Origin of the sequence: Magnetospirillum moscoviense (assembly GCF_001650635.1) — a bacterium.
Taxonomy (GTDB): Bacteria; Pseudomonadota; Alphaproteobacteria; order Rhodospirillales; family Magnetospirillaceae; genus Magnetospirillum; species Magnetospirillum moscoviense.
Window position 1 is genome coordinate 1 of record NZ_LWQU01000177.1, and the last position, 13,800, is coordinate 13,800.

Annotated in this window: 21 protein-coding genes and 1 pseudogene; 6 read left to right on the top strand and 16 right to left on the bottom strand. The window is 62.1% G+C overall.

What is annotated here, in order from left to right; translation table 11 throughout:
• The 5 genes from A6A05_RS16930 to A6A05_RS16950 form a co-directional block, all read right to left on the bottom strand.
• Positions 1–669 (bottom strand): TrbG/VirB9 family P-type conjugative transfer protein (locus tag A6A05_RS16930; RefSeq protein WP_172822306.1); only part of this gene is annotated, 669 nt, incomplete at its 3' end.
• Complete coding sequence (locus A6A05_RS16935) at positions 666–1,439, bottom strand: VirB8/TrbF family protein (protein ID WP_068503870.1); 774 nt, start codon at positions 1,437–1,439, stop codon at positions 666–668. The genes A6A05_RS16935 and A6A05_RS16930, both read right to left, overlap by 4 nt.
• Positions 1,439–1,813, bottom strand: a complete 375-nt coding sequence (locus A6A05_RS16940; RefSeq protein ID WP_156521115.1) for a hypothetical protein — start codon at positions 1,811–1,813, stop codon at positions 1,439–1,441. Before A6A05_RS16940 ends, A6A05_RS16935 begins: the two co-directional genes overlap by 1 nt.
• Positions 1,810–2,181: a hypothetical protein gene (locus A6A05_RS16945; RefSeq protein WP_068503874.1), complete on the bottom strand. Its 372-nt coding sequence runs from the start codon at positions 2,179–2,181 to the stop codon at positions 1,810–1,812. The genes A6A05_RS16940 and A6A05_RS16945 overlap by 4 nt, the downstream gene beginning before the upstream one ends.
• Before the next feature lie 38 nt (positions 2,182–2,219).
• On the bottom strand, positions 2,220–3,314 hold the full coding sequence (locus A6A05_RS16950) for a hypothetical protein (protein ID WP_068503876.1): 1,095 nt from the start codon (positions 3,312–3,314) through the stop codon (positions 2,220–2,222).
• On the opposite strand from A6A05_RS16950, the gene A6A05_RS16955 reads away from it, so the two are divergent.
• Entirely contained in the window at positions 3,313–3,792 is a 480-nt protein-coding gene (locus A6A05_RS16955) for a hypothetical protein (RefSeq protein WP_156521116.1), read from the top strand. The two genes, A6A05_RS16950 and A6A05_RS16955, sit on opposite strands and share 2 nt — an antisense overlap.
• Positions 3,793–3,797: 5 nt before the next feature.
• Here A6A05_RS16955 and A6A05_RS16960 read toward each other — a convergent pair whose 3' ends face one another.
• The 8 genes from A6A05_RS16960 to A6A05_RS21030 form a co-directional block, all read right to left on the bottom strand.
• Positions 3,798–4,592 (bottom strand): hypothetical protein, encoded by a 795-nt coding sequence (locus tag A6A05_RS16960; protein WP_068503879.1) that lies wholly within the window; start codon positions 4,590–4,592, stop codon positions 3,798–3,800.
• On the bottom strand, positions 4,589–5,014 hold the full coding sequence (locus A6A05_RS16965) for a hypothetical protein (protein ID WP_156521117.1): 426 nt from the start codon (positions 5,012–5,014) through the stop codon (positions 4,589–4,591). The genes A6A05_RS16960 and A6A05_RS16965 overlap by 4 nt, the downstream gene beginning before the upstream one ends.
• 343 nt (positions 5,015–5,357) lie before the next feature.
• Complete coding sequence (locus A6A05_RS16975; RefSeq protein WP_245644340.1) at positions 5,358–7,700, bottom strand: VirB4 family type IV secretion system protein; 2,343 nt, start codon at positions 7,698–7,700, stop codon at positions 5,358–5,360.
• A complete protein-coding gene (locus A6A05_RS16980) occupies positions 7,697–8,017 on the bottom strand; it encodes a hypothetical protein (protein WP_068503884.1) in 321 nt (106 codons plus the stop codon). Before A6A05_RS16980 ends, A6A05_RS16975 begins: the two co-directional genes overlap by 4 nt.
• Before the next feature lie 4 nt (positions 8,018–8,021).
• Complete coding sequence (locus A6A05_RS16985) at positions 8,022–8,327, bottom strand: TrbC/VirB2 family protein (protein ID WP_068503886.1); 306 nt, start codon at positions 8,325–8,327, stop codon at positions 8,022–8,024.
• 10 nt (positions 8,328–8,337) lie between these two features.
• Positions 8,338–8,811 (bottom strand): hypothetical protein, encoded by a 474-nt coding sequence (locus A6A05_RS16990; protein ID WP_068503888.1) that lies wholly within the window; start codon positions 8,809–8,811, stop codon positions 8,338–8,340.
• Positions 8,811–9,530, bottom strand: coding sequence for a nucleotide-binding protein (locus A6A05_RS16995; protein ID WP_068503891.1), 720 nt, complete (start codon positions 9,528–9,530; stop codon positions 8,811–8,813). The genes A6A05_RS16990 and A6A05_RS16995 overlap by 1 nt, the downstream gene beginning before the upstream one ends.
• Positions 9,531–9,544: 14 nt before the next feature.
• The gene (locus tag A6A05_RS21030) at positions 9,545–9,898 is read right to left on the bottom strand and encodes a hypothetical protein (RefSeq protein WP_156521118.1); all 354 of its coding nucleotides are present in this window, start codon (positions 9,896–9,898) and stop codon (positions 9,545–9,547) included.
• A gap of 200 nt (positions 9,899–10,098) precedes the next feature.
• Here A6A05_RS21030 and A6A05_RS17000 point away from each other — a divergent pair, with 200 nt between their 5' ends.
• The 3 genes from A6A05_RS17000 to A6A05_RS17010 all read left to right on the top strand — a co-directional run bounded on the left by A6A05_RS17000 (position 10,099) and on the right by A6A05_RS17010 (position 11,127).
• Positions 10,099–10,416, top strand: coding sequence for a tyrosine-type recombinase/integrase (locus A6A05_RS17000; protein WP_068503893.1), 318 nt, complete (start codon positions 10,099–10,101; stop codon positions 10,414–10,416).
• Between the two features lie 67 nt (positions 10,417–10,483).
• Positions 10,484–10,840 carry a type II toxin-antitoxin system RelE/ParE family toxin gene (locus A6A05_RS17005; protein WP_082911037.1) on the top strand — a complete coding sequence of 119 codons (357 nt, stop codon included), beginning with the start codon at positions 10,484–10,486 and terminating at the stop codon, positions 10,838–10,840.
• Complete coding sequence (locus tag A6A05_RS17010) at positions 10,837–11,127, top strand: helix-turn-helix domain-containing protein (protein ID WP_245644341.1); 291 nt, start codon at positions 10,837–10,839, stop codon at positions 11,125–11,127. The genes A6A05_RS17005 and A6A05_RS17010 overlap by 4 nt, the downstream gene beginning before the upstream one ends.
• A 78-nt stretch (positions 11,128–11,205) precedes the next feature.
• On the opposite strand, the gene A6A05_RS21035 is transcribed toward A6A05_RS17010, so the two are convergent.
• Complete coding sequence (locus A6A05_RS21035; RefSeq protein WP_156521119.1) at positions 11,206–11,835, bottom strand: hypothetical protein; 630 nt, start codon at positions 11,833–11,835, stop codon at positions 11,206–11,208.
• Positions 11,828–12,064: a helix-turn-helix domain-containing protein gene (locus A6A05_RS17015; RefSeq protein ID WP_342670032.1), complete on the bottom strand. Its 237-nt coding sequence runs from the start codon at positions 12,062–12,064 to the stop codon at positions 11,828–11,830. Before A6A05_RS17015 ends, A6A05_RS21035 begins: the two co-directional genes overlap by 8 nt.
• Before the next feature lie 192 nt (positions 12,065–12,256).
• On the opposite strand from A6A05_RS17015, the gene A6A05_RS17020 reads away from it, so the two are divergent.
• Both A6A05_RS17020 and A6A05_RS17025 read left to right on the top strand, forming a co-directional pair.
• Positions 12,257–12,586, top strand: coding sequence for a hypothetical protein (locus tag A6A05_RS17020; protein WP_068503900.1), 330 nt, complete (start codon positions 12,257–12,259; stop codon positions 12,584–12,586).
• 218 nt (positions 12,587–12,804) lie between these two features.
• Complete coding sequence (locus tag A6A05_RS17025; RefSeq protein WP_068503901.1) at positions 12,805–13,596, top strand: toll/interleukin-1 receptor domain-containing protein; 792 nt, start codon at positions 12,805–12,807, stop codon at positions 13,594–13,596.
• 33 nt (positions 13,597–13,629) lie between these two features.
• Here the strand turns inward: A6A05_RS17025 and A6A05_RS20345 are convergent.
• Positions 13,630–13,800, bottom strand: a pseudogene (locus tag A6A05_RS20345) (transposase); the annotation flags it as partial.

The window sequence follows — 13,800 nt, forward strand, 5'->3', positions numbered from 1 at the left end:
CTCGCGGCCGACGATCTTGACGACCAGGTCGGGCACGTTCATCGAGTTGACCGTTTCCGATCGGACATAGATGGGATAGATCGCGCCGGACTTGGTATAGACGTTGATGTTGGTGTCCATGCCCCAGCCGGTCGGGCGGATGGCCAGCTTGTTCTTGGCCTTCAGCGCGACCTGGAACCCCACATTGTCGCCGGGATCGGCGCTGTTGATCACCGCATCTTCGGGCAGGATCACGGTGGTGGTCATGAATTCGCGGGTGCGGACCTTGTAGACGCAGTCCTCGCACATCCGCTGGACATGGACGCCCTGATTGGGCTTCGAATCGTTCCAGGCGTCCTGGACCTGGCCGCCGCCGGCCGGCCGCACCAGTTCGGGAAACACCCCTTCGGCCTGAAATTCCGCCTGCTGCTTCATGTCGGCCGACACCTTCATGGGCGGCGCCGGCATCGGCTTCGGCGGTTCCGGCCTGGCCTGATCGGGCCTCGGCTGCTGTGCCGGTCCTGGTTGTGCCGGCGCAACCTGCGTCGGCCCTGCCGGCGGGATCGGCGTGCTGGCCTTCGGCGGTGGGGTGGTCGGCACCTGCCCTTTGCCGGTGAACGGCGTCTGGGCTTCGGCGGACATGGCGAAAGTGCCGAGCAGGGCGGCAACGGCAGCGACGACGGCGATCATGAATTCCCCCTTTCCTTGAGGGCGACATCAAGGACGCGCAGCCCCAAGGGGTTCTCGAATTTCTCGGATTCACGGACGGTATGCGGGCGCGAGGTGACAGCCAGGTAGGCGCGGACCTTGCGGGTCTCGACCTCCTTGCCGCCGCGTTTGTCGATCTGGACGAAATCGACGGCGTACTTGCCGATGTTGTCCCGCATCGAAATGCGATCGGCGCTCTCGACCACGATGGATCGGGTCAAGCCGCTGTCGATCGCCTTGTCGATCTCCGCCTTGCGTTCGGTGGTGAAGCGCTTCCACCAGTCGGAATCGGAATGGATGTTGGCTTCGCGCATCCGCTCGCCCTGGCTGACGCCGTCGATCTCCAACAGCACGCGGGCATAACGACGCACGAAGGCTTCCATCATCAGGTCGAAGCCGGGCGTTTCCCTGGTGATCGGCAGCACCCGGACCAGCGAGGCCGGATCGACCGGCACGGAGCGGCTGTCGCGCTCTTCGATGCGGACCAGGCCCATCTGCACCTTCTGCAGCGGCACCAGCTCGGAGATCGCCGAGACCAGCACCATGATCGCCACGAACTCACCGACGCAGATCATCGACACCAGCCGCAGCATCCAGGCCAGGCGGCGGTGCGCCGCTTCGAAGGCATAAGGATCGGCCGCCCGCGTCGCGCTGTGATCGACGATGGCCGGACCTGGCTCGACCGGCCGGACCTTGCGGCGCCGGCGCCGGCCGGTCAGGAACCGTTTGACGACGGAAAGAAGGCGCTTCATCAGCCGACGCCCCACTTGAACGTCGGCGGGCTGTACGGCAGCGGCAGGCACACGCACGGGCTTTTCAGCAGCTCATCCGTGCCGGTCCCGTCCCGCTGAATTTCCCGGTTGCTGCCGCAGGCCGATAGGGTCAGCACCAGAAGGCCGGCGATTATGGAAAGACGCGCTGAGGTGGTGACGGCGGGTAAATGACGATGTGCTATCGTCCGGGTTCCAAGACTGATGGAGGGCGAAGTGGATGCAGACGATGGGGCGCTGGACGCCGCGAAGGCGCTTGCCTTCATGTTCGGCGAGTTGCTGGTGCAGTTGACCAAGACCGACGCCTTGGCGAAGCCCCAGGTGGCTGAAATCATTTTGGCCAACGAGGCGTTCATTGAAAACCTCCCACGGTCGGCTCACCGGACACTTTGCCAGACTGCTCACGACGCAGTTCTTTCAAGGATTGAAGACCGGCTTGATGGATTTCCCTATCTCGGGCGACTGCGCCAGCAGCGTCGAAACCCGGCTTCCGGCCAAACTTGAACCGCAGCCGATCGACGAGGCCGCCGAGATCGAAACCAGCCTGCCCGATCAGACTGACGGCAATCGCGAACCACCAGGTCATTGCGAACAGGAACGCCAGTGCCGGGAAGGCTTCTTCAGGGCGGGTTCGCCAGAACCAGTAAATGCCCTGGCCGTAAAAGCCGCAGACCACTACCGCGACAAACAGGGCCACCCAAAACCCATGCATCAGTGTTTTCATCCCTCTCTCCTGTCGTAAGACAGCCCAAGACGGCGGGGTCACTTCCCGCCGCCCGGCTTGTTGATGTTCTTGAATTTGTCCACGAGGTTGGCGGCGGTTTGCCAACCGCTCGCTTGGTGACCTGCCCAGTCCGCAACATCCTGGATTTTGCCGCCGGCACTTAATGGGTTCATTGCTCCCACTGCGCTACCGGCCTTCTTGAGACCAAAAAGCGCGCTCCCCGACGCACCTGCCGTCAGGATGCCAGCCGCCATATTGGTCAGCGCCGTGCCGGCGATGGAGTTGGCGATCGAGGTGCCTTCTGCCAGCAGCGCCGTTCCGGTCCAGCCGAGAAACATGATCACCAGGAATTCCGGGTTGGTGATCGAGGCGAAGTCGTTGAGGTTGCCGCCGGTCAGTTGGGCTGGGTTCAGGGTCAGCGAATTGACCCCGAAGATCGTCAGCGACAGCGAGGCGGTACTGGCGAACAGCACCAGCACCGATGCCAGCAAGGTCTTGGCCCCGCTTTGCGCCATGCCCCGGCCCCAATTGAAGGCGAAGGCCATGAACAGGAAGGGGCCGAACACCCCAATCATGGTGGCTCGGAAGATCGCCACCACCACCTGGCTGGCATAGGCGACGATCAGAAGGAAGTAGGGCAGGCCAAGGATGGCCCCGTAGGCGTAATTGGCGATCTCGAAGGCGGAACCTGCCGCCCAGATCGCCCCAACCGCCTGGATCACCTTGGCGATCGCCTTTTCACCGTTGGCGGCCAGGGCGGTCATGCCGCTATACCCCGTACTGGCCGGGACATCGCCAGCGAGCGCGAAGATCGACGCCGAGGTTCCGGCCATCAGCGAAATGGCGGTGGAATAGATGTAGGAAATCAGGCCAGTGGACTTGGCGCCAAGCAGGACGCCGGTGATGGTGATGAAGGCGAAATCCTTGATAATCCCCGGCCAGTCCGTCATCTTTAGGGAGAAACGGATTGCGGTCACGACAACCCATAATCCACCCAAAGAGGCGAAGAGTATGAGCATCGGTTCTTGGAGCGATTCGCCCAGGCGATCGGCGAAATCCTTGGTCAGACCGACATATTTTTCCAGCGGCGCGCAGGTCCAGCACGTCGTGGCCAGGTCCTTGCCGCTAGCCATGCTGTTGATCCTTCTGACCGTCGCGCCGGCATTGGCGGGAGAGGCCAGCTCTGCGCCCGGCTACATGGATCAATCCATTGCGATGGCAAAGAAATTCGGCATCGAGGCGCTGTCTTTCATTGCTGGAATTGTCGCCCTTGTTTGGTTCGCGACCACCCCACTTGGTTTTTTCGTGTTTGGAGTGGCGTTCGTCGCGAATACATACAAAGCGCTTGGGTTCGGCTGGGCTATCGTCAGTTACTTTGTCGTCTATGCATTGGTGGCTGGCATAGGAACCGCGATCATTGCTAGGCTGGCAAGAAGCCGAGCAGGCGGCGACAGCCCGCCCCGTCGGCAGAACAGACACCGGCCAGAAGCTAAATCCAGCGGCCCGATCGGTGGCTCCCACGCGGCCGAGGCGATGATCCTGGACAAGCACTACGAAGACCCGCTGGCCCGGCATGGCGCCAGGTACATTCGGGACAAGCTGCTGGGCTAAGGCGGTCATTTCCCTTCCTCTCCTTCCATGATTTCCTTGATCTTGTCGGCCGGCAGACCGGCCTTGATGGCCGTCGCCGTCTGCAGCTTCAGCAGTTGCGCCAGCAATTGGGTCTGGCGAGCCATGGCGCGGGTCTGGGCAATGCCGATCTGTGCCTGGACGTGCGCCCGGTCCTGCATCGTCTGGGCCGAGTTCAGATCGGTCTGCAGTTGGTCGGCGGCGTTGTTCAACTCGTCGGCCTGCTTCAACTGGATGTCGGCCTGAGCCAACGAGCGGGCGGCGGTGTCCTCCAGCAGGGCGGTTCGGCGCTGGCTGGTTTCCTTCCTGACCTTATCCTGTTCGAAGAAGGTCATCCCCTTGGCGGCTTGCCCGTCGAAGAACAACGCCTGGCGATACTTGGCCGAGGTCTCGCAGATCGAGCCGAGGTTCAGGTCCTCGGTCTTGATGCCCCACTTCAGGCCGCTTTCCGGCATCAGGCAGCGCAGGTCGCTTTTGGTCTGCGCCGACAGCTTCTGCAGGTTGGGGATCGGCAGCGTCATCGACCCCACCTTGCCCATCGCGTCCTGGACCTCTTTGGTCATGCCGCTGATGTCGTTGAGGAACGAGACCGACTGCTTGAGTTCCCCCAGTTGCTCCAACTCAGCGGCGTATTGCGCCTTCATCTCCTTGATCTGCTCGACCAGCTTGGCCACTGCCGCGCTGTCCAGCACCGCATAGGTGGCGTTGGCCACCGGCACGGCGACGACCAGGCCGACGACGGCAAGAAGGATGTGCTTCAGACGGGGGCCGCGACGGATCATCGGCCGCCCTCCCAAAGCAGACGGGCGGGAACCGCCAGGCCGAAGCCGGTCGCCAGCATGGCCGGCACGACGGCAAGGTTAAGGGCGGCCCAGGACTGGTATTCCACTGAAAGAGCGATTAAGCAGGCCCAGACACCACCGAAGATGACCGTGGAGAAGACGAGGATGACCCCGGAGAGCGCGAACACCAACCCATCGACCGCCGGAACTACGTTCCTGATCGTCTTCATGATGCTGAGTTTCGCCACGGCCTTGACGTCCGTGATCACCGCCTTGCTCGGCATGATGTGGTGGAGCAACACGGTGGCGGCGGGGGCGATGATCGTGGTCGGCATAGCCGGCGTGCCGTTCGGCTTGATTGCCGGTGTCGCCTTCGTACCGGCGCCGATCGGAAAAGCCGGGCGGTCGCTGTTGCTGCTCATGGCCGGCCTGCTTCTTGGCTTGTGGTGGTATCCGGCCCTGGGGCGGACGGCGCTGACGGTTCTGACGCAGCTTCAACAGGACTCGACGGCACGGGCTCAGGCGGAAGGTTGCACCCGCACGACGAGGGCGCCGCTGCGGCTGTCCGCCCAGAGATGACCATCGCCAACGCCGTGATGCGGCTCAGCGTGTAGATCGCCGCCGCCACGCCCAGTGCCCCGGTTTCGCCCCGGCCGAGATGGCCGCTCCAGAACAGCGTCAGGGCGAGATATCCCAGCGCCGACCCGAAGGCCCAGTCGCTGGCCACCAACAGAACGGCCTTGGCATAGGCCCATGTTGTTCTGGTTAGATATTTGCGGGCCATTGGTCCCCCCACTTCGCTTGGATGGCCAACAGATCGCGGACGGCGTCGGGGCCGGATCGGTAGAAGCGCAAGGGTTTGCCCAGCGGCGCCAGGTCCACGTCCAGGATCACCGATTCCTCGAAACCGACGGCGGCTTCGCGCTTGACCAGCAGGACCTTGCGGCCCTCGGTCGCGCCGAAGATGAAGGCCTTCTGTTCGTCGTTGAGGTTGAACGGCTCGTAGGCCTCGGGATTGCCCTGGGGGTTCGGGAAGAAAAAGAACGAGGCGGTGTTTTCGATCACCGCGTCGGCGATCCCCGACTTGTGCAGGGCGCCGGGGTCCTGGAAGGCCATGCCGACGGCGCCGCCGAATTTGCGGTATTCGCGGTACATTTCGGCGGCCAGGTCGCAGAAGGCCGGATTGCGCAGCAGCTTGGCCGCCTCGTCGATGAAGATGGCGAAGCCCTTGGTCCGGCCTTCGCGGGCCAGGCGTTCGATGGCGCTGGCGATATGGGCCACCACCGGCGGCCCCAGGACCGGATCGTCCAGGGCCTCGTTCATGTTGATGCCGGTCATGAAGGACTGGTCCAGCAGGCCGGACAGACTGTCGCGAGCGGCGTTGAAGGTGTTGGCGTAAAGCCCGGCCCGTTCCCTGTCGTCGGTCACCCAGCGGGCGAAGGTGGTTCTGGCCTCCGACAGCCTGGGGAAGGTCAGGGGATAGATTTCGTTGAACGTCCTAGCCTCGACCGGCAATTGGAAAGCGGTTTCCACGACGTGGCTCAGGATCGTCTCGATTCCGTCGGCCTGGCCGGCATCGCCCAGCATCGAGCGGATCAGCAGGGTCAACCGCTGCCGGTTGATCGGGGTGTCCTCGGTGTCCAGCGGGTTCAGCGCCAGCTTGTCGAACGGCTGGTAAAGGCCGCCCAGGGCCTCGCAGATGTAGCGCGCCCCCTCCTTGGAATCGAAGATGAAGGACCGCACCCGCTCGAACTTCGCCAGGCCGCCCAGCAGGTGCATCATCAGACTGGTCTTGCCGACGCCAGCGGGTGCCGCCACCAGGAAGTTGCCCAGCGCCTTCTCGGCAACCCGGCACTGGAACTGGAAGGCATAGGGCTGACCGCTGCCGGTGGTGAAGCTGCGCACCGGCCCCTTGCCGTATTGCGATTCGGTCAGACCTACGGGTGCACTTTCGAACGGCCAGATCGCCGCCACGTTCTCGGCGAACAGCTTCAGCGGCCGAGCCAGCTTTTCCCGGTCGGGCAGCCGGTTGAACCACATCACCGGGGTTTCCTTGGTCTGGACCGAATAGGTGACGCGGCGGTTGCCCAGGATGCGGGCGATGGTGGCGGTCAGCTTCTCGATCTCGTCCAGGCTGCGCGCCCGCATAGTGATCGCCGCCTGGGTGGCCAGCCGCGAGGTCTTGCCTTCGGCCAGCAGATCGCCGGCGGCACGGCATTCGACGATCGCCTGTTCCGACGCGAACGGATTGTTGGCGCCCCGCGTCAGCAGCAGGGCTTCGATTTTCTGACCGAGCGGCACGCAGACCTGCGACACCTCGATCTCGCCTTCCACCGCCATCAGCTCGTGCAGCAGGTGACCGGAGACCAGATCGGGCCATTCGTGGATGGCAATGGTCCGGTGCAGCCATGGCGCCGGCAGATGGACGGTGAACAGGCCGGTTTCCTTGTCGAACACCGGGCTTGCCGCCTGCAGGTTGGCCGAGATGTTGGAGGACACGGCGCGCAGATCGTCACGCAGATCGCCGCAGACCAGGAAGTTCAGGAAGCCGGTCAGCGGACAGTCCGCCAACGGGTCGGCCGGCCGGGTCAGGCGCACCGGCTGATAGCGGCCCAGGATGGCGCCCACCTTTTCGTCGGCTTCCTCCAACTGGTGAAGCGACGACGCCTTCAGCGTCATGAACCAGCGCAGCGCCCAGGCATTGCGGTAGCGTTCGGCTTCGGCCTCACCAATCTCGGCCAGGGCCGGCGACGGCCAGGTGGCGGGATAGACCGATTCCTGCCGGCGCTTGACCCCGAAGAACCGGGGCACCACCGAGCGCGCGGCGCAGTAATGGATGAAGTCGGAGCGGCCCTGGTGCAGCGCCGCCTGTTCCAGTTCCGGCTTGGTGTCATAGGCCATGCCGCCGATGCGCCAGCCCCGCATCACCGAGCCCGACTTGGTCTTGACGGTGAAGCCGTCCGGCTCGATGCGGTCCAGTTCCAGCTCGTTGCCCAGCCAGTCCAATTCCACCGAGCCGAAGGCGAACCGCCGGGCCGCCGGCACCATCAAGGTACCGGCGGCCACGGCGGCGCTTCCCATGCCGATCGCGAGCGGCCACAGGCTCATGAGCGGCCCCCGTGGGAGCGTTTGGGGAACGCCCCGGTCAGCAGCCATCGGCGGGAAGAAAGACCCCAAAAGGCCAACGCTGTCAGGAAGACGGTTTCGATATGGCGGTCGGCCTGCCCCTTGCTATGGGCCTTCACCAGCAAGGGACCCGTCACCAGCACCAGGACGATCATCGAGATCGGGACCGCCCCAACCAGGATCGTGACCAGGAATGCGACGGCGCCCGCCGCCACGCTGAGGATGGCCAGGATCGGCGGCATGCCGAAGATGGCCACCGGATGCTGGGTATGGGTGAACACGACCGACCGCGCCTTCATCGCCTTAGCCCTTCCCGAACAGGCCGATCCACCAGGTGATCGCGGCAGGGCCGACACCGACCAGCAGGCCGCAGATGAACAGGGTGACGAACTGCTGCATTTCGAGGCGCTGCTTGACCGCCCCCCAGATGGCGTAGCCGACGATGCAGATGCCGATGACGCCGCCGGCGATGGCCACCAGCGACGCGGTCAGGGATTTGACGCCTTCGTTGACGGGCTGGACCCAGTCGGCGTCGGCGGCGATGGCCGGCAACGCCACCAAGGCGCACAGCGCCAGGGCAGCGGAAAAGGTGACGCGGTTGTTGCTCATGATGGATGTCCTATCGAACGATGGTGAACAGGATGGCGATGGCCAGGCCGCAGCCGACCAGCGACAGAAGGGTCAGAAGGGAATGGATCAGGCGGTGCCGGCGCAGGGTGCGGTCCATCCGGTCCATCGCCTGTGCCTGGCGTTCGACCAGGGCGAACGCCTGGTCGAGGGACGCCTTGACGGTCTTGTCCTTGAGGCTGGCCAGGATGTTCTCGACCGCTTCGGCGCAGGCCTCGCCGGTCGCACCCAGGAAGCCCCGGATGGCGTCGTCGTGCCGGCGCAGCATCACCTCGTAGTCGCGCACCATCCCCTGGTGCAGGGTGACCAGCATCAGGATCGGATCGTTGGAGGAAATGGCGACGCCATGCTCGCGCACCAGCAGGGCGCGGGCTTCGTCCAGGCTCATGGCCATCGGCGCCGGGGGCTTGCCGCCGCCGGTCTCGATGATCTCCCCGGTGTCCGGGTCGAAGATCGGCTCGCCCATCACAGGTTGGCCTTGGCCAGGTTGCCGAACAGCGTGCGGGCCATCATCCGCAGGCGCTGGCGTTCCATGACGGAATAGTCGGTGCTGACCTCGACCTCGGCGAAGGTCTCGCGCCGGGTCAGCATCTTGTTCATGTCGTGACCGAAGGTTTCCGGCTTGACCGCCGGGATCGTCACCAGGGCTTCGACCCGGCCCTTGTTCTTGTCGTAGACCTTGCTGTCCTCAAAGCTCTTGCCGTCCCGAACGGGCTTGCCGAAATATTCGTTGATCCAGCAGACGATCGGGGCGCCGGCGATGTTCCGGGCCAGCGACGAGAAGCCTTCGACGGTATCGGGCAAGGCCTGGCCACCGGTGATCACCGTGTGCAGGCGGATCGAATGGCCGGCCTCGGTCAGCAGGCCGACCACGTCGTTCTGCAGCAGGTAGGAACACAAGGGAACGAAGGTCGAGGCGCCGTTGTCGATGACCATCCGCCCCTGATCGGCGGTCATGATCCGCTCGATCAGCTGGTCGAAGGTGCGGGGATTGATGTCGTCCCCTTCCATGATGTGAAGGGTCTCGACCTGGAACGCCTTGTAGCCCGAGAAGGTGGCGTTGACCGGGTCGGTATCGATGCACAAAGGCGTCGAGCCCTGCCTGGTGAAATGCTGCGCCAGCAAAGAGGCGATCAGCGATTTGCCGACCCCGCCCTTGCCCTGAAGGATGAATTCAACGTTCATGATGATGCTCCCACTTACCAGTTGTCCTCGTCGGGACGGTTGCTGTGGACGAACTGCGCAGTTGGGCCGGCCACCACAGGGGCAGCCGACAGCTCCGCGCATTCGCGTTTGGCCGAAGCAATCACGGGCATGAGGCGGTGGGCAGCGGCGGCAAGGTCGCGACCTGCCGGCGTTGGCTTTACGATCTTGGCAAGTAAGGTTTCGTTAACCTGTTTGTAGAACTTGCTCAGAACTACTGTGACTTGTCCGCTGCCATGAAGGTCAATCCAGATTTGACGAAGGGATTCGCCAACTTCCAGTCGCCTTATGATCTCGGGTCCGTGGGCTCGAACCTCACGTAATGCTTGACCCCAACGTGTTGCAGCCACAATATCCCCGCATCGTGATCACTTGGTCACGATTCGGCGGATGGTTAGTTTCGTGCGTCCCTTCACCCGCTCCAAGCATTCTGCGGCTTTCGGCCTCGCAACCGTGAATCACCCTTGAATTTTTGGACCAGATTGGACCAAGCTATGTGGTCCAAGGGTGGTCCATTGTGTCCGCCCCATCTGTGATTCCGGAGGCGGAAATGGCGACGATCGACCAGCGCGGCCCCTACCAATTCCGTGATCTCCTGCCAAAGAACGTGACGGTGCTAGGCAAGCGCGCGGTGTTTCCGGTCGAGACCCCCAGAGCCTTCGGGCACGCTTGGCGAGACGTGGTCAAAGAGGAAGGCTTCCCTGACTTGCGCTGGCACGATTTGCGCCACGAAGCGGTCAGCCGTCTGTTCGAGCGGACTGATCTCCGCGACAACGAGATCATGGCCATCAGCGGTCACCTGCGGCCGGAGATGCTGACACGGTATACGCATTTGAGGGCGGATCGGCTTGGAGGGCGGCTGGGATGATGGCGGCCATCAAAGTCTACTGCTGTACGCCATTGACGCAATTACGCCAATGGCGTATAAAATAATCATGAGCACACCGCTTCATGCCGTCGCAGAGACGCCCCAATACCTCAAGGATTGCGCTGCCGCTGGCCTGACCGAGGATGAGCGTAAGGCCATCGTCGATTCGGTCGCAGGCGATCCCCGACAGGGCGTCGAGATTCGCGGGTCAGGCGGAGTGCGCAAGATCAGGGTGGCTGGTCGAGGCAAGGGCAAGAGTGGCGGCTACCGGGTGATGCTGGCCTATATCACCCCGCACGCGCCGGTCTATCTGCTGGCGCTGTTGAGCAAGGGTGATCGGGCCAACTTCACGGCTGCCGAGATCACTGGTTTCAAGGCGCTAACCACGGCCATCGGCCAGTACTGGCGGAAAGGACAAGAATGATGGACAACGCAGCCGACCGGATCATGCAGGGCCTAAGCGAGGCTCTCGCTCACGCCAAGGGCGAGATAGTTCCTGACCTGGCGCTTCACATTCCTGCCCAGGTGAACGTATCGGCCATCCGCCGCCGGACCGGCCTGTCCCAGGCTGCCTTCTCGCGCCGCATCGGCGTGTCGCCGGCAACCTTGCGCAATTGGGAACAGGGCCGCCGTACTCCAGAAGGGCCTGCCCGCGTGCTGCTGGCGATGTTGGAGCGCAACCCCAAGGTCGTCGAGGAGACGTTAAAGTAGATAGCTCCGGCCCGAGATTGCCATGCGTAACTGCCATCATCCAGCGGCACAAGATCGGTGACTTCCAGGCGCTGAATATCATTGCTTCGTCCGCGGGTTCACCCAGCCTTTCCCTTTTCGAATTCGCGGTCCCAGCCGCCCAGTTGAAGTCGCGAGATAGGCGCTGCCATCTTTGTTAATGGTTTCCACCGCATCGGGGTAACGTGCCTTCAATCGCATGGCGAAACGAAAATGTCGGCCAATATCTACACCATCACTAGATCTCGGTCCGATGGTTAGGCCTTGCCATGTACAATCCATTGTCACTGGAACAAGTCCTTGGATGGCGGCAACAAAATGAAAGTCATTGTTGTTCTGGAAGATGTCGCGGCGCCAGTAAATGCCGGCAACCCACCAATGTGTTGCTTCTATATAGTGAACAACTGTCTCCTCTCTTTTGATATTGTATCCAATTACCGTGAATTGTTGTGCTTGTGCTGGCGACGGCATCTCGCTTTGCTGCGGAATATCTTGGCACAAATGAACCTCTGTCTCTTTGATCTGCAGCGCGATAACCGGCTGAATATCGCCGATAATTAGTGGATCAAGAAATTGTAACGCGCCGATCAGTGCTTCCTGCGGGGTTTGCGACCTGACGGGGCCAAAGCATTCTGCCTTATGAAATGGCAGATCGTAGACAATAACGGTGTATAGCTGGAAGCTACTCATTGGCAGAGATCTTGGCTCTCAGTAGCCGATCAGGCGGCACGGCGAGAGCATCCGCCAGCTGCTGAACAATCAGCACCGTCGGGTTTCGCACGCCTCTCTCGACGCCGCTCACGTAGGTCCGGTGCAGGCCAGCCTCGAAGGCGAGCTGCTCCTGAGACCAGCCCTTTTCGCGCCTTATGCGCTGAATGTTCAGTCCAATCTGCTTTCGAATATCCACCCAATCAGGCAACCGCAGATGTTGCCTATCGGTCTACAGACTATGAGTCACTGACGTGCTAGAAGATAAATGTTGTTTTGTGCATACTTTTGAGAGTGCGTACTATGAAAACAGCGGCGTGAGCTGAGGCGGCGTTCTCGAGTCTGGGCAGCGCGATGGGAATGCCGGGAACGAATGAACTGCAATTCCTGTTTGGAGGATGCCATGAGCGATATGGACCTGAACGGAGCGATGATCGAGGAGAATTTGCTGAAGAGGTGGGAGCTCATCTTCGCGGAGATGCCTTTGCCCGACGACGGGGAGGTGATGATTCCCGCCACGATTCGGCCGGACTGGAAGCTGGAGGATCTCCCCATTGGCACCGGTCCGGTGACTCTTTTGACCCTCGAACAGATGGAACGCTTTGGGGATGATGTCATGACCTCTTCAAGAGCATCATCCATCAAGCCTTTGAAACAATCGGTCAGTGACACCTTGCGACCTCCACGCCGAAATTCAGTCGCCCCTGTGCTTTCCGTCTGCAGCTCAGATTAGAAAATCATGTCCGCGCAGTATGGCAAAACGGCAATGCCAGTCTCTGTCATCGCGGAACAGAGATCAACAATTAGGCGTGCCTCGGCGTGCAGTGGTGCCTTGCGCGAAAAAAAGCGGTCTTGAGGCTGCGTCGCAACTCGGCAAGCCAATCAACCTTGGCGCAAGTACCATTAGATGACATACTCTTGCCTATGATTACCGGTTGCGGGCACCTCGGAATGGCCGACCTCTGCATTATCTATGCCTCGCCACGTCGAAAGATCGTTGAGGCTCTTGATGAGATCCTATCGCCTCAATGGTCCGTATGGTGGGACGACAAGATCACTGAGGGCGATTACCGTGGTGAAATCGAACGGCAACTTGCGCAGGCGAAGTGCATCATCCCAGTCTGGTGCCGCGTGTCTCGTTCGGACGAAGACGTTATTGACGAGGCCGAGTTCGCCAGGAAGCGAAAAGTGCCATTGGTTCCGGTTCTAATTGAGGACGTTGATCCTCCACTCGGATTTGGCGGGCGTCAGCGAGTTGACCTTATTGGATGGAACGGAGACCCGAACCATCCCGCCATCGAGCTTCTAAAGAAGCGAATCTCCAGCATAGCGCCCCCGCGCCCACACCTCCTCCCCCGGCCAGCAACGTTCGAAGCGGGTAGCAAAGCTGCACCTGCGCCGGTGTTCTTCCACTCAGTGTCGTCCCACGAGACGCAGTTGCGGCCCGATGCGGCCGTCCGGGCACTCTCCGTCTTCGGTGCGCGGACGATCTTGGTATCGGCTTACGACACGGCAGGCCGTCTGCGGATCCACGCGGGCGATTCCGATACACCTCACCGGCATGCGGTGGTCGGGGTCGGGACCGCGTATTCCCCGGAGGGCGATCTGCATGTTCTCGTGAGGAATAGCTGGGGTGCCGGCTGGGGACTGAATGGACACGCCTGGCTTTCCATCAGCTATCTGGAAAAACGGTTGTTGTGGATCGGTTCGATAGGCGGAGTAGCCGCGAATGAAGCCCATTGAGAACGAGAGCATTTACGGAGCGTGGCTCCAAGCCGCGCAGCATCTGCTCGGCTGCGCTGACAGGCCGCCTGCCGGCACCACGCAGTGGAGATGGGGATGGTGCTGTAGCGCCTGCCCCCAGGTGTGCAGCACGGCGACGAAACCGAGCTCGGCGCCGAGATGCTTGGGATCGGCGGCGATGGTGCGCAGCGTCTCGTTGGTGGC